The sequence below is a fragment of the Allobosea sp. 67-29 genome (assembly GCF_001898115.1).
Taxonomy (GTDB): Bacteria; Pseudomonadota; Alphaproteobacteria; order Rhizobiales; family Beijerinckiaceae; genus Allobosea.
The window spans coordinates 19,897-41,675 of sequence record NZ_MKSQ01000016.1 but is presented as its reverse complement, the minus strand read 5'-3'; the positions used below and the strand labels follow the sequence as shown (position 1 = coordinate 41,675).

At 67.0% G+C, this 21,779-nt stretch carries 23 protein-coding genes and 1 riboswitch; of the genes, 15 read left to right on the top strand and 8 right to left on the bottom strand.

Annotated elements, in window-relative coordinates; translation table 11 throughout:
* Window positions 1-29 precede the first annotated feature (29 nt).
* Window positions 30-2,798, bottom strand: coding sequence for a [protein-PII] uridylyltransferase (locus BGO20_RS13900; protein WP_362889980.1), 2,769 nt, complete (start codon window positions 2,796-2,798; stop codon window positions 30-32).
* Between the two features lie 182 nt (window positions 2,799-2,980).
* Window positions 2,981-3,058, top strand: a riboswitch (SAM riboswitch).
* 43 nt (window positions 3,059-3,101) lie between these two features.
* On the opposite strand from BGO20_RS13900, the gene BGO20_RS13895 reads away from it, so the two are divergent.
* Window positions 3,102-3,872, top strand: a complete 771-nt coding sequence (locus tag BGO20_RS13895) for an ATP-binding cassette domain-containing protein (protein ID WP_291664591.1) — start codon at window positions 3,102-3,104, stop codon at window positions 3,870-3,872.
* A gap of 84 nt (window positions 3,873-3,956) precedes the next feature.
* Window positions 3,957-4,466: an OsmC family protein gene (locus BGO20_RS13890; protein ID WP_291664592.1), complete on the top strand. Its 510-nt coding sequence runs from the start codon at window positions 3,957-3,959 to the stop codon at window positions 4,464-4,466.
* On the opposite strand, the gene BGO20_RS13885 is transcribed toward BGO20_RS13890, so the two are convergent.
* Entirely contained in the window at window positions 4,467-5,651 is a 1,185-nt protein-coding gene (locus BGO20_RS13885) for a DNA recombination protein RmuC (RefSeq protein WP_291664593.1), read from the bottom strand.
* 112 nt (window positions 5,652-5,763) lie between these two features.
* Here BGO20_RS13885 and def point away from each other — a divergent pair, with 112 nt between their 5' ends.
* The 3 genes from def to truA all read left to right on the top strand — a co-directional run bounded on the left by def (window position 5,764) and on the right by truA (window position 8,200).
* On the top strand, window positions 5,764-6,303 hold the full coding sequence (gene def / locus BGO20_RS13880) for a peptide deformylase (protein ID WP_291664594.1): 540 nt from the start codon (window positions 5,764-5,766) through the stop codon (window positions 6,301-6,303).
* A gap of 173 nt (window positions 6,304-6,476) precedes the next feature.
* Window positions 6,477-7,406, top strand: a complete 930-nt coding sequence (gene fmt / locus BGO20_RS13875; RefSeq protein ID WP_291664595.1) for a methionyl-tRNA formyltransferase — start codon at window positions 6,477-6,479, stop codon at window positions 7,404-7,406.
* A gap of 53 nt (window positions 7,407-7,459) precedes the next feature.
* Entirely contained in the window at window positions 7,460-8,200 is a 741-nt protein-coding gene (gene truA, locus BGO20_RS13870) for a tRNA pseudouridine(38-40) synthase TruA (RefSeq protein WP_291664596.1), read from the top strand.
* A gap of 10 nt (window positions 8,201-8,210) precedes the next feature.
* Here the strand turns inward: truA and BGO20_RS13865 are convergent, their stop codons facing one another.
* The 3 genes from BGO20_RS13865 to BGO20_RS13855 form a co-directional block, all read right to left on the bottom strand.
* Window positions 8,211-8,789: a hypothetical protein gene (locus BGO20_RS13865; protein ID WP_291664597.1), complete on the bottom strand. Its 579-nt coding sequence runs from the start codon at window positions 8,787-8,789 to the stop codon at window positions 8,211-8,213.
* Between the two features lie 64 nt (window positions 8,790-8,853).
* Window positions 8,854-10,065 (bottom strand): succinyl-diaminopimelate desuccinylase, encoded by a 1,212-nt coding sequence (gene dapE / locus BGO20_RS13860; RefSeq protein WP_291664598.1) that lies wholly within the window; start codon window positions 10,063-10,065, stop codon window positions 8,854-8,856.
* Complete coding sequence (locus BGO20_RS13855; protein WP_291664599.1) at window positions 10,062-10,499, bottom strand: DUF805 domain-containing protein; 438 nt, start codon at window positions 10,497-10,499, stop codon at window positions 10,062-10,064. The genes dapE and BGO20_RS13855 overlap by 4 nt, the downstream gene beginning before the upstream one ends.
* A gap of 228 nt (window positions 10,500-10,727) precedes the next feature.
* On the opposite strand from BGO20_RS13855, the gene BGO20_RS13850 reads away from it, so the two are divergent.
* The 10 genes from BGO20_RS13850 to BGO20_RS13805 all read left to right on the top strand — a co-directional run bounded on the left by BGO20_RS13850 (window position 10,728) and on the right by BGO20_RS13805 (window position 19,703).
* Window positions 10,728-11,342, top strand: a complete 615-nt coding sequence (locus BGO20_RS13850) for a ribonuclease D (RefSeq protein ID WP_291664600.1) — start codon at window positions 10,728-10,730, stop codon at window positions 11,340-11,342.
* A 157-nt stretch (window positions 11,343-11,499) separates the two neighbouring features.
* Window positions 11,500-12,270 (top strand): LPS export ABC transporter periplasmic protein LptC, encoded by a 771-nt coding sequence (gene lptC / locus BGO20_RS13845; RefSeq protein ID WP_299858141.1) that lies wholly within the window; start codon window positions 11,500-11,502, stop codon window positions 12,268-12,270.
* 1 nt (window position 12,271) lies between these two features.
* Entirely contained in the window at window positions 12,272-12,985 is a 714-nt protein-coding gene (locus tag BGO20_RS13840) for an LptA/OstA family protein (RefSeq protein ID WP_291664602.1), read from the top strand.
* 52 nt (window positions 12,986-13,037) lie between these two features.
* Window positions 13,038-13,892, top strand: coding sequence for an LPS export ABC transporter ATP-binding protein (gene lptB, locus BGO20_RS13835; protein ID WP_291664603.1), 855 nt, complete (start codon window positions 13,038-13,040; stop codon window positions 13,890-13,892).
* Between the two features lie 163 nt (window positions 13,893-14,055).
* On the top strand, window positions 14,056-15,585 hold the full coding sequence (rpoN, locus tag BGO20_RS13830) for an RNA polymerase factor sigma-54 (RefSeq protein ID WP_291664604.1): 1,530 nt from the start codon (window positions 14,056-14,058) through the stop codon (window positions 15,583-15,585).
* A gap of 178 nt (window positions 15,586-15,763) precedes the next feature.
* The gene (gene hpf / locus BGO20_RS13825) at window positions 15,764-16,348 is read left to right on the top strand and encodes a ribosome hibernation-promoting factor, HPF/YfiA family (RefSeq protein ID WP_291664605.1); all 585 of its coding nucleotides are present in this window, start codon (window positions 15,764-15,766) and stop codon (window positions 16,346-16,348) included.
* A gap of 85 nt (window positions 16,349-16,433) precedes the next feature.
* Window positions 16,434-16,895 carry a PTS IIA-like nitrogen regulatory protein PtsN gene (gene ptsN, locus BGO20_RS13820; protein ID WP_291664606.1) on the top strand — a complete coding sequence of 154 codons (462 nt, stop codon included), beginning with the start codon at window positions 16,434-16,436 and terminating at the stop codon, window positions 16,893-16,895.
* A 176-nt stretch (window positions 16,896-17,071) separates the two neighbouring features.
* Window positions 17,072-18,688 (top strand): fumarate hydratase, encoded by a 1,617-nt coding sequence (locus BGO20_RS13815; RefSeq protein WP_291664607.1) that lies wholly within the window; start codon window positions 17,072-17,074, stop codon window positions 18,686-18,688.
* Complete coding sequence (locus BGO20_RS13810; RefSeq protein ID WP_291664608.1) at window positions 18,685-19,011, top strand: hypothetical protein; 327 nt, start codon at window positions 18,685-18,687, stop codon at window positions 19,009-19,011. The genes BGO20_RS13815 and BGO20_RS13810 overlap by 4 nt, the downstream gene beginning before the upstream one ends.
* 38 nt (window positions 19,012-19,049) lie before the next feature.
* Window positions 19,050-19,703 carry an MBL fold metallo-hydrolase gene (locus tag BGO20_RS13805; RefSeq protein WP_291664609.1) on the top strand — a complete coding sequence of 218 codons (654 nt, stop codon included), beginning with the start codon at window positions 19,050-19,052 and terminating at the stop codon, window positions 19,701-19,703.
* 295 nt (window positions 19,704-19,998) lie between these two features.
* On the opposite strand, the gene BGO20_RS13800 is transcribed toward BGO20_RS13805, so the two are convergent.
* The 3 genes from BGO20_RS13800 to efp all read right to left on the bottom strand — a co-directional run bounded on the left by BGO20_RS13800 (window position 19,999) and on the right by efp (window position 21,673).
* On the bottom strand, window positions 19,999-20,478 hold the full coding sequence (locus BGO20_RS13800; RefSeq protein WP_291664610.1) for a GNAT family N-acetyltransferase: 480 nt from the start codon (window positions 20,476-20,478) through the stop codon (window positions 19,999-20,001).
* A 16-nt stretch (window positions 20,479-20,494) separates the two neighbouring features.
* Window positions 20,495-21,013 (bottom strand): DUF1993 domain-containing protein, encoded by a 519-nt coding sequence (locus tag BGO20_RS13795; protein WP_291664611.1) that lies wholly within the window; start codon window positions 21,011-21,013, stop codon window positions 20,495-20,497.
* A gap of 90 nt (window positions 21,014-21,103) precedes the next feature.
* A complete protein-coding gene (efp, locus tag BGO20_RS13790; RefSeq protein ID WP_291664612.1) occupies window positions 21,104-21,673 on the bottom strand; it encodes an elongation factor P in 570 nt (189 codons plus the stop codon).
* Between the last annotated feature and the right edge of the window lie 106 nt (window positions 21,674-21,779).

Below are 21,779 nucleotides of genomic sequence, written 5' to 3'. Positions count from 1 at the left end.
AGCCGATATCGGGCTTCCGGCGCCCCAAATCAAGCACGCGCCGGGACTTTCGTCCGGCTCGAAGCGGCCCTGGCGCCCTCGAATTCGAACACTTCCAGCAGCGCCTTCCGGATCGTGAGCTGCCGCGCCGTCGAGGTTATCTTCGCATGGGTCAGGTCCGTGACGTAGAAGACGTCCACGGCCTTCTCGCCGAAGGTCGCGATATGCGCCGAGGCGATGTTGAGGTTGAGTTTCCCGATGGCGGTGGTCAGGTCGTAGAGCAGGCCCGGGCGATCGAGCCCCGAAACCTCCAGCACCGTGTGGCGGCTCGACAGCACGTTGTCGATGACGACCTCAGGGGCGAGCTGGAAAGTCTGGCCTCGCGGCGGCGGCGCACGCCGCTGCGCCACCAGATCCGCGATCCTGATCTCGCCCTTCAGCGCGCGCTCGATCGCGGCCGCTATCCGCTCGGCTCGGCGCAGTTCGTCGTCATCCCGGTCGAAGGCGCGGGAAACCGAGATCGTGTCGAGAACCAGCCCGTCGCTGGTCGTGAAGATCTGGGCGTCGACGATGTTGCCGCCCGCCGCAGCGCAGGCGCCGGTGACGATGGCGAGCAGGCGCGGATGATCGGGCGCGAGCACGGTGAGCTTGGTCACGCCGCGGAACTGGTCGGTCTCGACCATCGTCGCCGTCGTGCGGCCGGCGGTCTCGGCGTCGTGCAGGAAGCGCGCATGCCGCTCCTGATCGGCGATGTCCGCCTTGATCCAGTAGGCCGGATAGTGGCGCGCGATATAGGCCTCCCGCTCCTCTGCGGCCCAGTCGACGAGGCGCTGCCGCAGCGCCTCCTGCTTCTGGCCGACGCGGGCCTTGCGCTCCACTGCCGAATGCCCTCCGGCGAGGACAAGCTCGGTCTCGTAGTAGAGCGTGCGCAGGAGCTGGCCTTTCCAGCCGTTCCAGACTCCGGGGCCGACGGCCTTGATGTCCGCGACGGTGAGGATCAGCAGCAGCTTCAGCCGCTCCAGCGTCTGGACGGTCGCCGCGAAGCTCTCGATCGTCTTGGGGTCGCCGAGGTCTCGGCTCTGGGCGATGGTCGACATGTCGAGATGGTGCTCGACCAGCCAGGCGACCGTCTCGGTCTGGCCCGGCGTCAGCCCGAAGCGCGGCCCCAGCTTGCGGGCGATCCGCGCGCCGGCGAGCGAGTGGTCCTCCGGTCGCCCCTTGGCGATGTCGTGCAGGAAGAGCGCGACATAGAGCGCCCTTCGGTTGGCGATGCTCGGCATGATCTCGTTGGAGAGCGGATGCTCGGCCTCGAGCGAGCCGGCATCGATCTCGGCAAGCACGCCGATGGCGCGGATGAGATGCTCGTCCACCGTGTAGTGGTGGTACATGTTGAACTGCATCATTGCCACGACCCGGCCGAAATCCGGGACGAAGCGACCGAGCAGGCCCGATTCGTTCATGCGGCGCAGCACCACCTCGGGCGAGCGCCGCGCCGTCAGGATGTCGAGGAAGATCCTGTTGGCCTCCGGGTCGCTGCGCAGGCCGGGTGTGACCAGCTTCAGGGATTGCGTCACCAGCCGGCTCGTATCCGGATGGATCGCGAGATCCTCCTGGCTGGCGATCTGGTAGAGCCGGAGCAGGTTGACCGGGTCGCGCTCGAAGGCGCTGTCGTCGATCACCGCAAGACGCTGGCCCTTGAGGGTGAAGTCGGTATGGCCGAGCGCGCGGACGCGCTTGCGCTTGGCGAAGGATCCGAGCAGGCGCGACAGGGTGGCGCGCGGCTTCTGCTGGCGCGCTTCCAGCGCGGCGCAGACGATCGCGGTCAGATCTCCCACATCCTTGGCGACCAGGAAGTAGGCCTTCATGAAGCGTTCGACCGGCGCCTGCCCCTTCCGTCCGGCATAGCCGACGGCCGCCGCCACCTGCTGCTGCAGGTCGAAGGACAGGCGCTCCTCCGCCCGCCCGGTGATGAAATGCATCCAGCAGCGTACCCGCCAGAGAAAGTCTTCCGAGCGCTCGAACATCTCCAGCTCCGGCTTGTCGAACAGCCCGGCCGCGACGAGATCCCGCACGTCCTGCACGCGGTAGGCGTATTTCGAGATCCAGAACAGGGTATTGAGGTCCCGCAGCCCGCCCTTGCCGTCCTTGACGTTGGGCTCGACCAGATAGCGCGAGGCGCCGGCGCGCTGCACCCGCAGCTCGCGCTCGGCGAGCTTCGCCTCGGTGAAGGCCGCCGCCGTTCCCTCGACCACTTCGGCATCGAAGCGCCGGACCATCTCGTCGAACAAGTCCCGGTCACCGGCGAGGAAGCGGGCCTCGAGCAGTGCCGTACGGATGGTCATGTCGGCCCGCGCCTCGCGGATGCAGTCATCGACCGAGCGGACCGAATGCCCGGTCTTCAGCTTCAGGTCCCAGAGCGGGTAGAGCATCGACTCGACCACGCTTTCGCCCCAGGCCGTCTGCTTGTGCGGAAACAGGAAGAGCAGGTCGACATCCGAGCCAGGCGCCAGCGTCCCGCGTCCGTAGCCGCCGACGGCGGCGACGGCGATCCGCTCGGACTGCGACGGATTGTCGGCCGGATAGAAATAGCTTGTCGCCGCCTTGTAGAGCGCGATCATCACCGCATCCATCACGGCCGAGAGCCGGCGGGCGCAGGCAAGGCCGCTCTTTTGCCCCTCGAGAATGGCGCGCGCCGAGGCCTTGCCGTCGTCGAGCAGCCGGCGAAGCGCGGCGACCAGCTGCTGGCGCTTCTGCGCCTTGTCGCGCCGGTGGCCGGATTCCAGCAGCCGCGAGACGCCGGCCTCGGCATTCTGCAGCATCTCGGGGAGCGGGAGGGCGGGCTTGTCGGTGGTGGCTGACACGGCGGCGTGGTCTCGCAATGAAGCCCGTTCCTACCATGGCGACATGCCGCGCGGAAAAGTCAAAAATCGTCGGCCGATCCCGTGGCGCCGGTGACACGGTCGCGGGGGATCGTTTGACTTGAAGAACTAACGAACCTATAAACAGAACACGCGCCGATTTGAGCCACCAGCTTGCGGGCGCGAAATAAATGCAGCTAAAGCGTGGGGAAGGGCGGCAGAACCGCTCCGGTCCCTCGCCTCGTCGCCTGAGGGATCGACCCGATGCTGAGTTTCGCGCTGAATTCAGGATCCGAGGCCCGCGGAGCGTTCACCTTCACCGGAACCGACGTCGCGCTCCGTCGCGGCGAGATCGTCGCACTGCTGAATGGCGCGGAGCCCGGCGGGAGCGCTTTGCTGCGGCGGCTGGCCAGTCTGGACGGCCCTGGCGACGGGGCGATCTGGCCCTGCGGCGCAGCCGAGACCGGCTCTCGTGCCGATGCGGGTCTGATCTCTTCGGAGCCGAACCTCGTTGCGTGGCTCAGCGCCGCCGGCAATGTCGGTTTGGGCCTGGACCATCGCACTCCCTTCGAACGCGAGGGGCTGGTGACGAATGCGCTGGTGCGGGCCGGCCTCGCCGGATGCGGCGAGCTTTGGCCGCATGAGCTCTGCCGGGCCCGGCGGCAGCGCCTCGCGGTCGCGCGTGCCCTGGTGGCGCGGCCGAAACTTCTGCTCCTGGACGAACCCTTCGCCGCGCTCGATGCGGCGACCCGGGCCGACATGTCTCGCTTGATCGGGGCGCTTTGCGGCGAGAGCCGGACCGCCGTCTTGATTGCGACACGGGATATCGACGAGGCGGTGGCGCTGGCCGACCGTATCCTGGTGATGCAGCCGCGCTCCGGCCGCATCGGCTATGCCCTGGAGAATCTGCAGGCCCGACCCCGCGATCGGCGCTCATCCGCCTTCGCGGCGGCGCGGCGCGAGCTGCGGCATGCGCGCGAACGCTGCCGGGGGAAGGAAGCCAATGGCCGGGAGCCGGCCGCCGCGGCCGCCTGAGCGATGCGGGCTGGCTTCCGGCCCGGCTACGCCTTATCTGCCTCGCTCACGCGATGTCGCGGTTCGAACGAGGAGGTCGGCTTCATGGATGTCACCGCGCTGCGCACCCTGCAGGCTCCGCTCAAGGACGAATACCGCAGCAACCCGGATGCGGCGATCGTCACGCTCAAGGCGCATGGCGCGCTCGACGACCAGCACATCGCCTGCAAGGTCGAGACCGGCCGCGCGATCGCGCTCGCCGGCCTGCATCCGGCGACGGGTGGTTCGGGCGCCGAGCTCTGCTCCGGCGATATGCTGCTGGAGGCGCTGGTTGCCTGCGCCGGCGTCACGCTGAAGGCGGTCGCGACCGCCCTCGAGATCGAGCTGAGGAAAGGCGTCGTCCGCGCCGAGGGCGACCTCGACTTCCGCGGCACGCTCGGCGTCGCGAAGGATGCGCCCGTCGGCTTCAAGGCGATCCGCCTGTCCTTCGATGTCGAAACCGACGCGCCGCAGGAAAAGCTCGACACGCTGCTCAAGCTGACCGAGCGCTACTGCGTGGTCTTCCAGACGCTGAACGTGAAGCCGGAGCTCTCGGCCGCGCTCAACCGCGGCTGATCACTCCGCGGCACGCTTCAGCTCGAGGCCCTTGGCGAAGGGCAGCTTCGGCTCGCTCTTCTCGTCGTCGAAGTCGAGCGCGCCGATCTTCTCGGCACGGTTCGTCACCTTGCCGGCCGAAGTCTTGATCTGGCCGACATCGTCCTGCGCCTGCCGGAAATGGGTGTCGAGCTTGTCCACGCGCTCGCCCAGGCGCCGCACGTCGTCGAGCAGCTTGCCGACCTCGGTCTGGATGACCTGCGCCTCCTCGCGCATCCGGGCATCGCGCACCAGCGACTGCATCAACTGGATCGCCAGCGCCAGCAGCGAAGGCGAGACGATCATGATCCGCGCTCGGTGCGCCCGCTGCACGACATCGTCGAAATGCTCGTGCAGGTCGGCATAGATCGATTCCGACGGCACGAAGAGCAGCGCCAAGTCCTGCGTCTCGCCGGGCAGGAAATAGCGCTCGGCGATGTCCTTCACATGCACGCCGACATCGCTGCGCACGCGCTGGCCGGCGGCCTTCTTCGCCTCCTCGCCGCGCGCCTCGCGCAGCAATGTGAAGCTCTCCAGCGGGAACTTGGCGTCGATCACAAGGCCGCGCCCGTCGCCGGGCAGGGTGACGAGGCAGTCCGGCCGCTTGCCGTTGGAAAGCTGCGGCTGGAAGGCGAAGAAGGCGGCGGGCAGGCCGTCGCGGATGATCGCCTCCATCCGGCCCTGGCCATAGGCGCCGCGCGCCTGCTTGTTGGCGAGCACGTCCCGAAGCGTCACCACCTCGGAGGTGAGGTCGGTCAGGTTCTTCTGGGCGTTGTCGATCACGGCAAGCCGCTCCTGCAGCTTGCCGAGGCTTTCGGTGGTTTGCTGGACGTTGCGCTCGAGCCCGGCACCGACCTGCTGGCGCAGCCCGTCCATCCGTTCCGCAACCAGCCGCGCGAGGTCGCCCTGCCGGGTCGAGAGGATCTCCGCCATGGACTGCATCCGGCCGGCGAGCTCGGCCTGCTGGCGGTTCATCTCGGCGACCTTGTCGTCCATCTCGCGGGCGCGCTCGGCCGCCATCGCGGCGTCGATCGCGCGAGACTTGCCGCCGCGCCAGCTCGCGATTACCGCCATCAGCAGCAGAGCAAGGCTCAAGGCCCCGAAGCCGAGCGCGGCTTCGGCCCAGGTCACGGGCCGTTCCAGCAAGGTGAAGGCGATGGCGTTCATCTTTGTAGCCTAGCCGATTCGAGCGGCGATGGCGAACGAAAGCGGAACAGTTTGACCACCTGCCCACAAATGCTTATGTCCCCGGCTCACCAGATCTTTTTCCCGGAAACCCATGGCCATCCGCCCTCTCGTCATCCTGCCCGACAGCCAGCTTCGCCTCGTCTCGAAGCCGGTCGAAGCCGTCACGCCCGAGATTCGTGCGCTCGTCGACGACATGTTCGAGACGATGTACGACGCGCCCGGCATCGGCCTCGCCGCGATCCAGATCGGCGTCCCGCTGCGCGTCGTCACCATGGATCTGTCAAAGCCGGAGGCCAAGGACGGCGAGGAGCCGGAGCCGCGCAAGCCGCTGGTCTTCATCAATCCGGAAGTGACCTGGTCCTCGGACGAGTTCAGCGCCTACGAGGAGGGTTGCCTGTCCATCCCGGAATATTACGAGGAGGTCGAGCGCCCGGCGCAGGTCAAGGTCAGCTACATGGACCTTGACGGCAAGGTGCAGGAGGTCGCGGCCGACGGCCTGCTCGCGACCTGCCTGCAGCATGAGATCGACCATCTCAACGGGGTGCTCTTCATCGATTACCTGTCGCGCCTCAAGCGGGAGCGCGTCACCAAGAAATTCGCCAAGGCTGCCAAGCGCGAGCGGGCGGCCTGATCGGTCATTCGACCGCCAGCCCTCGTCCTGAGGAGGAGCGGCTCGCGGCGCCTAGAAGGATGCTAGAGGAGACGACTGGACTATCCTTCGAGACGCGGCCTTCCGCCGCTCCTCAAGATGAGGGCTGTTCAAGCCGTTCCGGCGCTCCGTCGAGTTGAGGTATTGTTCGTTATATGAGCTTGCGCGTCATCTTCATGGGCACGCCCGATTTCGCCGTGCCGGTGCTTACCGAGATCGTCGGGCAGGGGCATGAGGTCGTCTCCTGCTACACTCGCGCGCCGGCGCAGGCGGGGCGCGGCCTCGAGCTCAAGCCGTCGCCGGTGCATCGCGCTGCCGAGCGCTTCGGCATTCCGGTCTGCACGCCCTCGACCCTGAAGCCGCCCGAGCAGGTCGAGCTCATCGCTTCGCACCAGGCCGACGTCGCCGTCGTCGTCGCCTACGGCATGATCCTGCCGCAGGCGATCCTCGATCTGCCCGAACTCGGTTGCCTCAACCTGCACGCCTCGCTGCTGCCGCGCTGGCGTGGCGCGGCGCCGATCCAGCGCGCGATCATCGCCGGCGACGCCGAGACCGGCGTCTGCGTCATGAAGATGGAGGCCGGTCTCGATACCGGCCCGGTCGGCATGGTCGAGCGACTGCCCATCGGCCCCGACATGACGGCCGGCGAGCTCCACGACAGGCTCAGCATCCTGGGCGCCGATCTGATGGTGCGTGCACTCGCGGCGCTCGGCCGCGGTGGATTGCAGTTCACGCCTCAGGCGGATGAGGGCGTCACCTATGCCGCCAAGATCGCCAATGCCGAGGCCAGGCTGAGCTGGGCCCGTCCGGCGCAGCAGGTCCACGACCTCGTGCGCGGCCTGTCGCCCTTCCCGGGTGCCTTCGCCGAGATCGACCTCGGCAAGGGGCCGGAGCGGCTGAAGATCCTGCGGACGGCCCGCGCCGGTGGCGCTGCCGAGCCCGGTACGCTGCTCGACGACGAGGGCACGGTCGCCTGCGAGGTCGGAGCGGTGAAGCTGCTGCAGGTCCAGCGCGCCGGCAAGGCGCCGATGAGCGGGGCGGAATTCCTGCGCGGCGCCCGGCTCGGTGCCGGCGACAGGCTCTAGCGGAGCGGGCCGTTGTCCAGAAATCGCTTCGCCCTTCTTGATGGCCGGCACTGATGCCGCGCTACAAGCTCGTCATCGAATATGACGGCACGCGTTTTTCGGGCTGGCAGCGCCAGGCGAGCGACCCGTCGGTGCAGCAGAGCGTCGAGGAGGCGGTCGAGGCCTTTTGCGGCCATCCCGTGCGGCTGCATTGCGCCGGGCGCACCGATGCCGGCGTCCACGCCACCCATCAGGTCGCGCATGTCGATCTCGTGAAGGCATGGCGCACCGATGTGGTGCGCGACGCCAGCAACGCCCGGCTGAAGGCGCTCGTGCCGGTCAGCGTGCTGAGCGCCGAGATCGTTCCCGACGATTTCGATGCCCGCATCTCGGCGAGGCGGCGCTATTACATCTACCGCATCCTCGATCGGCGGGCGCCGCCGGCATTGGATCGCAACCGCGTCTGGCATGTCCCGGTGAAGCTCGACCCGGAGGCGATGGACCGCGCCGCCAAGGCGCTGCTGGGCCAGCATGATTTTACGACCTTCCGCGCCGCCGAGTGCCAGGCCAACAGCCCGATCCGCACGCTCGACCGGCTCGATGTCAGGCGCGAAGGCAGCGAGATCGTGGTCTATACGCACGCCCGCTCCTTTCTGCACCACCAGGTCCGCTCCATCGTCGGCTCCCTGAAGATGGTCGGCGCCGGGCGCTGGCCGGAAGATCGGATGGGGCAGGTCCTGGCCGCCCGCGACCGCTCGCAATGCGCGGCGTTGGCGCCTTCCAGCGGGCTCTATCTGGCCGGCGTCGACTACTGAGCGGCCGCGCTCAGGCCAACCCGAACAGCCGCACCACCCCGTAGTCGAGCACGATGCTGGCGCTGACCAGCAGAAGCGCCACGCCGCCGCCGCCGAAGGCGGCGCGGGCGACGCCGTAGCGCAGCCGCAGCACGACGATGCCGAAGGCGGCGAACTGGGCGATGGCGAGTTGCGGGGTTGACCAGCCCAGCGCGAAGACGGCGGCCGGCAGCGCCATCAGGCTTGCGGAGACGATGCCGGCCCAGTTCCAGGCGATGACGAAGCTGGTGAACCGGGCTTCGCGCGCGAGTTCCGGACGCAGGAGGATCAGAAAGGCCGGGACGACGAGGATCGTCAGCAGCAGGGCACCGACGACGGAGACGACGAGGCCCGGAGCGGCGAAGAGTCCGACGGTGTTGGGCAGCCCGGCGAACAGCCGCGTCGCGGCGAGCAGGGCGATGGTCGCGGGCGCCATCAGCGCGAGCGCGAGAAACGAGCGCCAGAAGCCTTCGCGGCTCAGATCGAGATCGGGCAGAGCCTCGGCGCCCTCGCTCATCAGGCGCCATGAGCCGCGCAGCGATCTCGCGATATCCTCAGCCGCCAGTCGCATGGCCGCACTCCATCTCCGATCTTAGACTTTGGTCTAAGGGATGATGGCGCGGCGGTGCTGGCTGTCAAGTCTTGTGTTGCGCTGCAAAATAGCTGGCCAGTAACCGATGCGTGATCCGCTCCAGCGCCACGAGATCCGCAATGGCGACGCATTCGTCGACCTGGTGCATCGTCTTGCCGACGACGCCGTATTCGACCACCGGGCAATAGCTCTTGATGAAGCGCGCATCGGAGGTGCCGCCCGTGGTCGACAGCGCCGGCCGCTTGCCGGTCTCCGCCTCGACCGCGTCCGCGACCATTGCGACGAAGGGGCCGGGCTCGGTCAGGAAGGCGACCGAATTGGTCGGCCGGAAGCGGAGTTCGTGGCGCACCGTATTGCCGGCTGCCTCGCGCAACCGGCGCTCGATCTCGGCGGCGAGCGTCTCCGGCGTCCATGTGTCGTTGAAGCGGATGTTGAAGACGGCCCTGGCCTGCGCCGGGATGACGTTGGTCGCCGGGTTGCCGACATCGAGCGTCGTCACCTCGAGATTGCTGGGGTCGAAATGCCGGGTGCCCAGGTCGAGCGGGGCCGCGTCGAGCGCCGCCAGCAGCCGCACCATGCCGCGGATCGGATTGTCGGCGAGATGCGGATAGCCGACATGGCCCTGGATGCCGTTGACCGTGAGTTCGCCCGTCAGCGAGCCGCGCCGGCCGATCTTGATCATGTCGCTCATCGCGGCCGGGTTGGTCGGCTCGCCGAGCAGGCAGTGGTCGAAGCGCTCGCCGCGCTCATGCGCCCATTTCAGCAGCTTGACTGTGCCATTGACCGCAGGTCCCTCCTCATCGCCGGTGACGAGAAAGGCGATCGAGCCCGGCGCCCGCGGATTCTCGCGCCGATAGCGGATCGCGGCCGAAACCATGGCGGCGAGGCCGCCTTTCATGTCGCAGGCGCCGCGCCCGTAGAGCACGCCGTTCTCGATCTGCGCTCCGAACGGCGCGCGGGTCCACGCGGCCTCGTCGCCGACCGGCACGACATCGGTATGGCCGGCGATGACGAAGACCGGCGCCTCGCTGCCGATCCGCGCATAGAAGTTCTCGATGTCCGGCATGCCGGGCTCGCCGAAGACCGGGCGGTGGATCGCATAGCCTTCCGCGGCCAGCACCCGGGCCAGCAGTGCGAGCGCGCCGCCCTCGGCCGGCGTCACGGACGGGCAGCGTACCAGCGCCTGCGCCAGCGCGACAGGATCGGTCGGGTCGAACTCGAGCGGGACGAGGGCGGCGGTCTGTTCGGCGGTCATTCCGCCGCTTTAGCACCGGCTGCGGCAGTCGCAAGCCCGGCCTCGTCCTGATCCCGGTGCGCGGACGGCATCAGGCCCAGATCGATGAAGGCGACCACCCAGGCAATCGTTCCGATCGCCTCCAGTGAGGGCCGCCAGCCGAACGGGACATGCGGCAGCATCTGTTCGGGCAGCACGATGGCGCAGACCAGCAGGATGCCGAACAGCGAGGAGCCGCCGCGGTCCCGGGCCCGCTTCGCCGCGAGGGCCGACCAGGGAAACAGGGCGAAGGTCTTCGCAAAGGCGACCGTCATCGCTGCCGTCGCTGGATCGGCCAATTGCGGCGCGATCCGCTGGACGGCGAACAGCGTCAGGGCGACTGCGGCGCTGCCGAGCCAGAAGCTCTGCAGGCCGATGCGGCCGTCGAGGTCGGTGAACAGGCGGATGATGGACATGCGTCGGGCTCCGTTGACCTCTTGTCGCATGCCGCCACGTCGAGTTGAAGCTTATGGTGAATAAAAGGTTAACGTCGCTTCAAATCCTTGCCGGGCCTCAGAAAAGGCTTGAACGAGGCGAGGCAGCCGGCTAGCTGCGGAAGCTTGTCGTGGCTGGCTCCCTGCAGGGCCGCCGGGTCCCGGCGAGCGTCGACGGGTCGTCCGGGGCGGCAGAGTGAGGTTGCGAGCATGACCATCCGTTTCCATCGCGGCGATCTGCCGGACGGCTACGATGCCGGGGCGAGCGTCGCGATCGATACCGAGACGCTCGGCCTCAATCCGCATCGCGACCGGCTTTGCGTGGTCCAGCTCTCGCGGGGCGACGGTACCGCCGACGTGGTGCAGATCGCGAAGGGCCCCGAGCGCCCGAAGAACCTGATCCGCCTGTTGGAGGATCCGGCGGTGCTGAAGCTGTTCCATTTCGCGCGTTTCGATATCGCGGTGCTGCGCCATGCCTTCGGCGTCGTCACTGCTCCGGTCTACTGCACCAAGATCGCCTCGAAGCTGGCGCGGACCTATACCGACCGCCACGGGCTGAAGGACCTGGTCCGCGAGCTGCTGGGCGTCGAGTTGTCGAAGCAGCAGCAATCCTCCGACTGGGGGGCGGACACGCTGAGCGAAGCCCAGCTCGCCTACGCGGCCTCCGACGTGTTGCATCTGCATGCGCTGCATCAGAAGCTCGAGGCGATGCTGGCGCGGGAAGGGCGCGGCCACCTTGCGAAAGCCTGCTTCGACTTCCTGCCCTACCGCGCCGAGCTCGATCTGGCCGGCTGGGAGGAGATGGATATCTTTGCCCACACTTGACAATTTCTAAGGCTTCCTGCGTCAGTCTGCGCGCGAACGGGGGGCTGGTTTTCCGTCCGCCTTCCGAGGGACGGGCAGCGCGGGGGCGCGATGCCGCTCGTCCGGCGACACGAAAAAGCCGTGAGCAACTGCCATTGCGCGGGGCATGACTGTGGCAATGACCTTCAACAACCCGACTGCCGGGCTATCGGCGCATGCCTTGCGCCGGCGCGCGGCCTTCGTCGCGGCGCAGCGCCATACGCGTCATGTCCGTTTCCTGCGCCGCGCCATTCCCGTCGTCGCGGTAACTGCGGTGCTCGGCCTGATCGTCGTGCCTTTCCTAAACCCGCTGCGCGGCAAGCTGCAGAACGTCTCGATCGGAGCGGTCGGCATCACCGGCGGCAAGGTCAGGATGGAGACCCCGAAGCTCTCCGGCTACCGCAAGGATAACCGGCCCTATCAGGTAACCGCCGAGAATGCCTATCAGGCGATTCGCAACCCGACGCAGATCGAGTTGCAGACCCTGCTCGCCCGCATCCAGATGGAGCGCGAAGGCTGGGTGACGGTCAACGCGAAGACGGGCCTCTTCGATACGCAGAAGGAGCGGCTCAGGCTGGTCGACGACGTCAAGATCCGCACCGAGAGCGGCCACGACATGACGATGCGTGCGGCGGATGTCGACTTCAAGGCCGGGACGGTGGTCTCCAAAGAGCCCGTGACCGTCCATATGGACCAGACGACGGTTGACGCGAACACGCTCGACGTGAAGAACAACGGCGAGGTGATCGCCTTCGAAGGACGTGTCAGGGTGCTGATCAAGAACGCGCCGGCCGGGACCATCGCCGGGCCGGAGCGGGAAGGCAGCACGCCGAGGCTGGACCTGCTGAAGGCGGATCCGACGCTTCCCGCGGGCGCTGCGGCCCCGCAAGGCAACGAAAAGAGGCAGTGACATGAGAGCGCCGGCTCAGACGTTCCGTTTCACGCGCGCCTGCCGGAGCGCCGCTTTGCTGGCGATGGCCGGGCTTGCGCTCCTGGCGGTCCCGGGCACCGGTTTCGCCCAGCCGAAGCCGAAGGGCTCCGCTTCCTCGCCGCTCGGCGGGCTGGGCGGCGACAGCAAGGAGCCGATCAAGATCGACGCCGACAAGCTCGACGTGCTCGACAAGGAGAACAAGGCGGTCTTCACCGGCAATGTCGTCGCGGTTCAGGGCGACACCACGGTGCGTTGCACCGTGATGACGGTGCTCTACGAAGGGCGCAATGGCGGCCAGGGTGGCCAGAAGGGCCAGGCCGCGACCCCGGCGCCGGCGGCGAAGCCGGCCGCGCCCGCCACCCCCAGCAGCAACGACTCGTCGATCAAGCGCATTCTCTGCAAGGGGCCGGTGACGGTCGTCTCCAAGACCCAGGCCGCGACCTCCGACAACGCGGAGTTCGATCGCGCCAACAACCTCGTGATCATGACCGGCAACGTCGCCCTGAACGACGGCCCGAACATCACCCGCGGTGAGAAGCTGACCTACAACACCGTCACCGGCATCGCCAATGTCGAGACCACCAAGGGCGGGCGCGTGCAGGGCTTCTTCGTGCCGAACGCGGCCGATGCGAACAAGGCGGACGCAGGCAAGCCGGGAGCCAAGCCGGCGGCCGGCGCCAAGCCGACCAACTGAGTTTTCCCGAGCGACCAGGCACGCAGTGAACGTTTCCGAAGCCCCGCCACGAATGTCTCCGAAACCCGCGCCGAAGGCCGCGCGCGGCCCGGGCGCGGTCGCCAGGCTGCGCGGGCTGTTCGGTCGCGCGCCCGAGGCGGCCCGCGCGGGCGACGCCCGGCTGACCGCGGCTGCGATCGGCGGCCCCGGCATCCTGGCTGTCGCGGGGCTGCGCAAGAGCTATGGCGGCCGCACCGTCGTCAGCGATGCTAGCCTGTATCTGCGCCAGGGCGAGGCTGTCGGGCTGCTCGGCCCCAACGGTGCCGGCAAGACCACGATCTTCTACATGATCACCGGGCTGGTCGGAGCCGATCTCGGCGTCATCTCGCTCGAGGGCAACGACATCACGGCGCTGCCGATGTATCAGCGCGCCCGGCTCGGCATCGGCTACCTGCCGCAGGAAGCCTCGATCTTCCGGGGACTTTCCGTGGAAGACAATATCCGCGCGGTGCTCGAGGTGGTCGAACCCAATCGAAAGGCACGCGAGCGCCAACTCGACCAGTTGCTGGAAGAGTTCAGCATCGCGCGCCTGCGCAAAGCCCCTTCGATCGCGCTCTCCGGCGGCGAGCGCCGCCGCTGCGAGATCGCCCGCGCGCTGGCGGGCAAGCCCTCCTTCATCCTGCTCGACGAGCCCTTCGCAGGCATCGACCCCATCGCCGTTGGCGACATCCAGGCGCTGGTCCGCCAGCTCACCGACCGCGGCATCGGCGTGCTGATCACCGATCACAATGTCCGCGAGACGCTCGGCCTCGTCGACCGCGCCTACATCATCCATTCCGGCCGCGTGCTCACGGAAGGCTCCCCGGCCGAGATCATTGCCAACCCGGATGTACGCCGGGTCTATCTCGGCGAGGATTTCCGCCTCTGATCGGTATCGTCGTTTCGCGATTGCGAAATGATGCTGCGGCGCATTAACCTGCTTGCCTGTTTAGGCGGCAGGGGCTTTGACGTCGCGGTGTTCGGGCGCTAGGGTTCTCTACGAAAGCAAGAAGCGTGCCGCTGGCGCGCCGTCGCAGAAGGGCCGTTCGCGCATGGCGATAATGCCGCGCATGGAATTGCGCCAGGGTCAGTCCCTGGTGATGACGCCGCAGCTCCTGCAGGCGATCAAGCTTCTCCAGCTCTCCCATCTCGAATTGCAGAGCTTCGTCGAGGGCGAACTGGAGCGCAATCCGTTGCTCGAGCGCGACGACGGCGCGGAGCTTCCTGTGCAGGCCAACGGGGCGGACGGCCCTCTCGCCGCCAATGCCGAGAGTTTTGAGCGGGCCGAGAGCCTGAACACGCTGGAGGGCATCGAGGGCCGCCTGGGCACCAGCCTCGACAACGTCTTCCAGGGCGAGCAGCCGAGCCCGGCCCGCAGCGAGTCGGCCGGTGCCGACAGCCTGCCGATCGTCGGAGGCAGTTACGGCTCGTCCGGGGGCTCCTTCGAGGACGGGCCGGAAGGCTTCGAGAGCAGCCTCACGGTGGAGTTGTCGCTGCACGACCATCTGCTCGCGCAGCTCGACCTTGTGGTCGCCGATCCGGCGGATCGCATCATCGGGCGGCACCTCATCGATGCGGTCGACGACAGCGGCTATCTGGCGGAACCGGTTGGGGATCTGGCCGAACGGCTCGGCATCGCGGCCACACGCGTCGAGTCGGTGCTGTCCCTCGTCCAGGGGTTCGATCCTTCAGGCGTGGCGGCGCGCGACGTGGCGGAGTGCCTTGCGATCCAGCTGCGCGATCGCAACCGCTTCGATCCGGCCATGCAGGCGCTCGTCGCCAATCTCGCCCTCGTCGCGAAGCGCGATTTCGCCGCGCTGAAGCGCGTCTGCGGCGTCGATGACGAGGATATCGCGGATATGGTCGCGGAGATCCGCCGGCTGGATCCCAAGCCAGGCCGGGCCTTCGGCGGCTCCGCGGCGGAGACCGTCGTGCCCGACGTCTTCATCCGCGCTGCACCCGACGGCTCCTGGTTGATCGATCTCAACCCCGATACGCTGCCGCGCCTGCTGGTCAATCAGACCTACCATGCCCGCGTCTCGAAATCGGCCCGCAGCGATCAGGAGCGCGCCTTCATCGCCGAATGCCTGCAAACCGCGAACTGGCTGACGCGCTCGCTGGAGCAGCGGGCGCGCACGATCCTGAAGGTCGCCAGCGAGATCGTGCGCCAGCAGGACGGCTTCTTCGCCCACGGCGTCGAGCATCTTCGCCCGCTCAACCTCAAGACGGTCGCCGACGCCATCGGCATGCACGAGTCGACGGTCTCGCGCGTGACCTCCAACAAGTACCTCACCTGTTCCCGCGGCGTCTTCGAGATGAAGTACTTCTTCTCGGCCGCGATTGCCGCGACAGGGTATGGCGAGGCTCACTCGGCCGAGGCGGTCCGCTTCCGCATCAAGCAGATGATCGACGAGGAGAGCCCGAGCGACGTGCTCTCGGACGATGCCATCGTGACGCGACTCAAGGCCAGCGGCATCGATATCGCGCGGCGCACCGTTGCAAAATATCGAGAATCGCTCAGGATTCCGTCCTCGATGGAACGCCGCCGGGAAAAGACCGCGATGGCGCTGGGCGGCCGCTGAGCGTTGCCTGGACGCGGCACGGCGGCGGGATGTCGCGCCCGGCCGCGATCGATTTTGTTCCAGAGCCCCCTCGCATGGGCGCCATGAGCCGGTCGGCTCATTGACATCCCGGACTCGCAGTTCTTAGCTCCTCCTGATGGCCGAACAACTGGCCATGGCTAACAAGGGGAAGCAGTCCATGAGCTTGCGAATCTCCGGCAAGAATCTCGATGTCGGCGAGGCCCTGCGCGGTCAGGCCGAGGAGCGGGTGGCGGCGGCCGTCAACAAATACTACGAGGGCGGCTACCAAGGACATGTCACAGTGGACAAGGATGGCTCGGCCTTCCGGACGGACACTGTCATCCATCTCTCCTCCGGGATCACGCTGGAAGCCACCGCCACCGCCCATGATGCCTATGCCAGCCTCGACAAGATGGCGGAGCGCATCGAGAAGCGGTTGCGGCGCTACAAGCGCCGGCTGAAGGACCGCACGGCGGCCAATGGCCGCGATGTCGGAATCGAAATCCCCAGCTATGTGATCGCCGCTCCGGGCGACGAGATCGAGGAAGTCGATGGCGAATCGGCCGGGGACAATCCGGTCATCGTGGCGGAATCGACGAAATCGCTCCATAGTTTGACCGTCAGCGACGCCGTGGCCGAGCTCGACCTCACCGGCGCGCCCGTCATCGTCTTCCGCCATGCTGGCAATGGACGCATGAACATCGTATATCGCCGCCGCGACGGCAATATCGGCTGGATCGACCCGCCGGCATCGTTGTCCTGAGGCCGGCGGAGTAACCGCTCAGGCCGTCGAAACTTGACCCATGCCGCCGCGTTCAGATCGGCATGGGACATGCATGGACGGGCGAATGACGCTGACCGATCTCCTGAGCCCAGCCGCGGTGATTTCGCCGCTGCGGGCCAACGGCAAGAAGCAGGCTCTTCAGGAGCTTGCCCAGCATGCCGCCTCCCTGACGGGCCTTCCCGAGCGCGAGATCTTCGAGGCGCTGCTGCAGCGCGAACGGCTCGGCTCGACCGGGATCGGCGACGGCATCGCGATTCCGCACGGGCGCATGCCGGGCATCGATCGGCTGGTCGGCCTGTTTGCCCGCGCCGAGAAGCCGATCGACTTCGATGCGCTCGACGGCCAGCCCGTCGACATCGTCTTCGTCCTGATCGCGCCCGAAGGCGCTGGTGCCGATCATCTCAAGGCCTTGGCGCGGGTCGCGCGCGTGCTGCGCAACCAGCCGGTCCTGGAACAGGTTCGCAAGATCCGCGACCCTGCGGCGATCTATGCCGTTCTCGCCGAGTCGGCCGCGCAGGCGGCTTGAGCCGTCGCCGTCATTGCTTCGCAGTGGGGGCATGGTGGCGCGCCGCCTCGCAGCCTCTGTCTGGGCCGATTAAAGACTGCTTGGACCCCGGCGCTCGACCGGCTATGACCCCGGCCATAACGGCGCTGCGTCAGCCATGAGCCCACGCGGCGCGCCCTCGCTCGGAGCCGCCGGTCATGGCCTATACGCATGTCGATCTCTTCCCGCTCGGCGAGGACACGACGCCCTATCGCAAGCTCGGCAGCGAGGGCGTCAGCGTCGAGAAAATCGGCGACCGCGAGGTCCTCAGCGTCTCGCGCGAGGCGATCCGCCAGCTTTCCGAGCAGGCCTTCATCGACATCAACCATCTGCTGCGCCCCGGCCATCTCGCCCAGCTCGGCAAGATCCTCGACGACCCCGAGGCGACCTCGAACGACAAGTTCGTCGCCTATGACCTGCTGAAGAACGCCAACATCGCCGCCGGCGGCGTGCTGCCGATGTGCCAGGACACGGGCACGGCCATCATCATGGGCAAGAAGGGCCGCAAGGTCTGGACCGATGGCGAGGACGAGGCGGCTCTGGGGGAGGGCGTCGCGGACGCCTATTTCAAGCGCAACCTGCGTTATTCGCAGCTCGCGCCGCTCTCGATGTTCGAGGAGAAGAACACCGCGACCAACCTGCCGGCGCAGATTGACATCTATGCCGAGGGCGAGGACGCTTACAAGTTCCTCTTCGTCTGCAAGGGCGGCGGCTCGGCCAACAAGACCTTCCTTTACCAGGCGACGCCTTCGCTCCTCACCAGGGATCGCATGATGGCGTTCCTGAAGGAGAAGATCCTGACGCTGGGCACTGCAGCCTGCCCGCCCTACCATCTCGCCATCGTCATCGGCGGCACCTCGGCCGAGCAGAACCTCAAGACCGTCAAGCTCGCCTCGACCAAATATCTCGACGCGCTGCCGACGAAGGGATCGCCCTCGGGCCATGCCTTCCGCGACATCGAGATGGAGGAAGAGGTCCACAAGATGACGCAGGCGCTCGGCGTCGGCGCGCAGTTCGGCGGCAAGTATTTCTGCCACGACGTCCGCGTCATCCGCCTGCCGCGCCACGGCGCCTCGCTGCCGATCGGCCTCGGCGTCTCCTGCTCGGCCGACCGCCAGGCCAAGGGTAAGATCACCAGGGACGGCATCTTCCTGGAGGCGCTGGAGACCGATCCGTCGAAGTACCTGCCGGATGTCGACGAAGCGGCGCTTGGCGGCTCCGTAGTCAAGATCGATCTCAACCAGCCGATGAGCGATATCCTCGCGACGCTGTCGCAGCACCCGGTCAAGACGCGCCTGTCGCTGACCGGCACCATCGTCGTCGCCCGCGACCTCGCCCATGCCAAGATCCGCGAGCGGCTGGAGCGCGGCGAGGGCATGCCCGATTATTTCAAGAACCACCCGGTCTATTATGCCGGCCCGGCCAAGACGCCGGAGGGCTTCGCCTCGGGCTCCTTCGGCCCGACCACGGCCGGCCGCATGGATTCTTTCGTCGACCAGTTCCAGTCCTTCGGCGGCTCGATGGTGATGCTCGCCAAGGGCAACCGCTCCGCCGCGGTGCGTGAGGCCTGTAAGGCCCATGGCGGCTTCTATCTCGGCTCGATCGGCGGTCCGGCGGCGCGCCTGGCGCAGGACTGCATCCGCAAGGTCGAGGTGCTGGAATATCCGGAGCTCGGCATGGAGGCGGTCTGGCGCATCGAGGTCGAGGATTTCCCGGCCTTCATCGTCATCGACGACAAGGGCAACGACTTCTTCAAGGAGCTGAATCTGGGATGAAGTTCGCGCTTCCCTTCGCACTGGCGCTGCTGCTGGCGGGGCCGGCTCTTGCCCAGCAGCAGCGCCCGGCGACCTGCTCGCGCGACCTCTTCCAGAACGAGGCCGGCTTTCGCCAGCAGCAGAGCCGGCTCGCCGCGGTCGCGAATGCCGACCAGGCCGCGCAATGCCGCGTCTATCGCGAGCATGTCGGCTATCTGCAGAAGTCCCGGACCATCTTTGCCACCTGTCAGAGCGGAGGCGAGCGCGCGCGCAATGTCGCCGAGATGGATTCCGAGCTCGTGAACTACCGCGCGCTCATTGCCAATCGCTGCGGCGGGCGCTGAGAAGCCCCCGCTGATTGCTCGAACCGAAGGCCGATCCGATGACCGACCAGCAACCGCCGCTCCAGATCGCCGTCGTGCCGGTGACGCCGTTCGAGCAGAACTGCTCGATCGTCTGGGAAACGAAGACGAAGCAGGCGGCGATCGTTGATCCCGGCGGCGATGTGCCGAAGCTGCTGGCTGCGGTGAAGGAACTCGGCGTCAAGCCGGTCGCGATCTGGCTGACGCATGGTCATCTCGACCATGCCGGCGGCGCGACGGAGCTCGCCGAGGCGTTGTCGATCCCGATCCTTGGGCCGCACGAGGGCGACAAGCCCCTCCTCGACGCCCTGCCGGAGCAGGGGCTGCGCTTCGATGTTCACGGCATGCGAGCGGTCGTGCCGACGCGTTGGCTGAACGACGGCGACACGGTCTCGCTGGGTGATCTGACGTTCGAGGTCGCGCACGTGCCGGGCCATGCGCCCGGCCATGTGACCTTCTTTCAGAAGGATCTGCGTTTCCTGCTAGCGGGAGACACGGTCTTCGCCGGCTCGATCGGCCGCACCGATTTCCCCTATGGCGATCATGCGGCGCTGATCACGGGAATCAAGACGAAGCTCCTGCCATTGGGCGACGACGTCCAGTTCCTGCCGGGCCACGGCCCGGCGAGTACGCTCGGCGAGGAGCGGCAGAACAACCCGTTCCTGCAAGGTTGAGAGAAAGCCACGGCGTCATGCTCGCCCTTGTGGCGAGCATCCACGTCTCGAACGCCGCCTTGCATCAACCAAACGTAAGGGTCGGGATCAATCTGGCCGATGCGGACGGTGAAACGAAAAGACCCGCAGCGGATGTCCGCTACGGGCCTCGGAATGAACCAACGGCCATGTCCTGAACGGGTGCGCGTACATCCGGCGTCAAACGTTCGGCTCATGGCCGTCTTCAACGACGCTGGAGAGCTGTGGAACGCTCTCGACATCGCCGCAACACTGAAATGGGAGCGCTCGTTCCCGTTTACAAGGTCTCTTCCGAAAACGATCGGCGCCATTCGTACAGTGCGTCGGGTTCACCTTCTTCATTGCGCTCGCCGTCGTTGAGATCGACGAGGCGGAAGCCGTGACGCTCATAGAAGGTGCGGGCTGCCGTGTTCCTCTGGAAGGTAAACAGGGTCAGCCGCTCCGGGCTGCGTTCTCTGGCCTTGGCCAGCAATAGCGAGCCGATGCCGCGCCTGACCTCGTTCGGCAGAAGATAGAGCTGGTCGATATCCTCGCCGTCGAGGCTGAGGAAGCCGAGGATGCGCCCGGCCTCCCGCGCCACCCAGGTCTCGCCGCTGGCGAGCCTGACGGTCGCGATCCAGTCCTGCACTTCGTGGTCGCTATGGACGCGGCGGAGCGAGGGCTGGGCCTCCGCGCGCGACGCCAGATAAAGCGCGGCTATCTCCCCGGCATCCCGGGGAGAAGCGCGTTCGATCGTGATGGCAGGCGTCGCGCTCATGCTGGGAAGGCTGACCTCACGCGTCGAAGACGCCCTTCAGGAAGTCCTGCTTACCGATCTGGAAGCCGTTCTCGCGCAGGATGTCGTAGGCGGTCGTGGCGTGGAAATAGAAGTTCGGGATGGCGAAACGGGTCAGATAGGCCTCGCCGGTCATCGTCACGGTGGCGGAGGGGCCGCGCGGGAAGGTGACTTCGCGGGCAAGACCCGCATCGAGCGCGGCGCTGTCGGCGGCATCGACGAAGGCGAGCGTCTTGGCGATGCGCTCCTTCAGCTCGGGGAAGCTCTTCTCCTCGTCCGGGAAGCGCGGATTCTCGCCGCCGGAGAGGCGCGCCACCGCATTTTTGGCAAAGTCGCAGCAGAGCTGGATCTGGCGGGTGAAGGCGAGCATGTCGGGCGCCAGCCGCGCGTTCAGCAGCACTTCCGGCTGGATCTTGCGGGCCTCGGCCTGTTCTACGGCCTTGTCGAGAATGGCGTCGAGCGCATGAAGTGTCTGCACGAAGCCGGAAAGGGCGGCTGCCTTGACTGTGAGCGTCATGGATATCCTCGGAAAACGACAACGGGCCCGGAAAGGGCCCGCTGCGTGAATCTATAGAGGAGAATTTTCAGCGGCGCGTGCTCTTGCAGATCAATCCTTCGCGCGCTCGACATAGGAGCCGTCGGCCGTCATCACGACGATGCGGGTGCCGACGCCGACATGCGGCGGCACGGCGCTGCGCACGCCATTGGAAAGGATCGCCGGCTTGTAGGAGGAGGAGGCCGTCTGGCCCTTGGTCACCGGCTCGGTCTCGACGACCTCGAGCGTGACGCGCTGCGGCAGCTCGATCGCGACGGCCTTGTCCTCGAACACCGAGAGCGAGACCTTCATGTTCTCCTGGAGATAGGGAGCGGCGTCGCCGACCACGTCCTTGTCGACATGGATCTGGTCGTAGGTCTCCGGGTTCATGAAGACGTACTGCTCGCCGTCCTGGTAGAGATAGGTGAAGTCGCGATCCTCGACATAGGCGCGCTCGACCTGCTCGGTTGTCTTGTAGCGCTGAGTCATCTTCACGCCGTCGGCGATGCGGCGCATGTCGATCTGCGTCGTCGGGGTGCCCTTGCCGGGGAAGAAGCTCTCGGCCGAGATGACGGTGCAGAGCTGCCCGTCGAGTTCGAGGACGTTGCCCTTGCGGACGGAAGAGGCGATGACCTTGACCACGTGAATGTCCTTCTGGTGCGCAGGCCGAGCCCGCGCCAAGCTTGAAACTCAGAGCATCGCTACCGCGAAAAACCGGTTCCCACTTTTTCGCGCGATGCTCTATGCA

Bases quoted from the DNA above. Each gene is read 5' to 3' on its own strand.
- BGO20_RS13900 (WP_362889980.1), bottom strand. From the start codon at position 2,798: ATGCTGCAGAATGCCGAGGCCGGCGTCTCGCGGCTGCTGGAATCCGGC.
- BGO20_RS13895 (WP_291664591.1), top strand. From the start codon at position 3,102: ATGCTGAGTTTCGCGCTGAATTCAGGATCCGAGGCCCGCGGAGCGTTC.
- BGO20_RS13890 (WP_291664592.1), top strand. From the start codon at position 3,957: ATGGATGTCACCGCGCTGCGCACCCTGCAGGCTCCGCTCAAGGACGAA.
- BGO20_RS13885 (WP_291664593.1), bottom strand. From the start codon at position 5,651: ATGAACGCCATCGCCTTCACCTTGCTGGAACGGCCCGTGACCTGGGCC.
- def (WP_291664594.1), top strand. From the start codon at position 5,764: ATGGCCATCCGCCCTCTCGTCATCCTGCCCGACAGCCAGCTTCGCCTC.
- fmt (WP_291664595.1), top strand. From the start codon at position 6,477: ATGAGCTTGCGCGTCATCTTCATGGGCACGCCCGATTTCGCCGTGCCG.
- truA (WP_291664596.1), top strand. From the start codon at position 7,460: ATGCCGCGCTACAAGCTCGTCATCGAATATGACGGCACGCGTTTTTCG.
- BGO20_RS13865 (WP_291664597.1), bottom strand. From the start codon at position 8,789: ATGCGACTGGCGGCTGAGGATATCGCGAGATCGCTGCGCGGCTCATGG.
- dapE (WP_291664598.1), bottom strand. From the start codon at position 10,065: ATGACCGCCGAACAGACCGCCGCCCTCGTCCCGCTCGAGTTCGACCCG.
- BGO20_RS13855 (WP_291664599.1), bottom strand. From the start codon at position 10,499: ATGTCCATCATCCGCCTGTTCACCGACCTCGACGGCCGCATCGGCCTG.
- BGO20_RS13850 (WP_291664600.1), top strand. From the start codon at position 10,728: ATGACCATCCGTTTCCATCGCGGCGATCTGCCGGACGGCTACGATGCC.
- lptC (WP_299858141.1), top strand. From the start codon at position 11,500: ATGACCTTCAACAACCCGACTGCCGGGCTATCGGCGCATGCCTTGCGC.
- BGO20_RS13840 (WP_291664602.1), top strand. From the start codon at position 12,272: ATGAGAGCGCCGGCTCAGACGTTCCGTTTCACGCGCGCCTGCCGGAGC.
- lptB (WP_291664603.1), top strand. From the start codon at position 13,038: ATGTCTCCGAAACCCGCGCCGAAGGCCGCGCGCGGCCCGGGCGCGGTC.
- rpoN (WP_291664604.1), top strand. From the start codon at position 14,056: ATGGCGATAATGCCGCGCATGGAATTGCGCCAGGGTCAGTCCCTGGTG.
- hpf (WP_291664605.1), top strand. From the start codon at position 15,764: ATGAGCTTGCGAATCTCCGGCAAGAATCTCGATGTCGGCGAGGCCCTG.
- ptsN (WP_291664606.1), top strand. From the start codon at position 16,434: ATGACGCTGACCGATCTCCTGAGCCCAGCCGCGGTGATTTCGCCGCTG.
- BGO20_RS13815 (WP_291664607.1), top strand. From the start codon at position 17,072: ATGGCCTATACGCATGTCGATCTCTTCCCGCTCGGCGAGGACACGACG.
- BGO20_RS13810 (WP_291664608.1), top strand. From the start codon at position 18,685: ATGAAGTTCGCGCTTCCCTTCGCACTGGCGCTGCTGCTGGCGGGGCCG.
- BGO20_RS13805 (WP_291664609.1), top strand. From the start codon at position 19,050: ATGACCGACCAGCAACCGCCGCTCCAGATCGCCGTCGTGCCGGTGACG.
- BGO20_RS13800 (WP_291664610.1), bottom strand. From the start codon at position 20,478: ATGAGCGCGACGCCTGCCATCACGATCGAACGCGCTTCTCCCCGGGAT.
- BGO20_RS13795 (WP_291664611.1), bottom strand. From the start codon at position 21,013: ATGACGCTCACAGTCAAGGCAGCCGCCCTTTCCGGCTTCGTGCAGACA.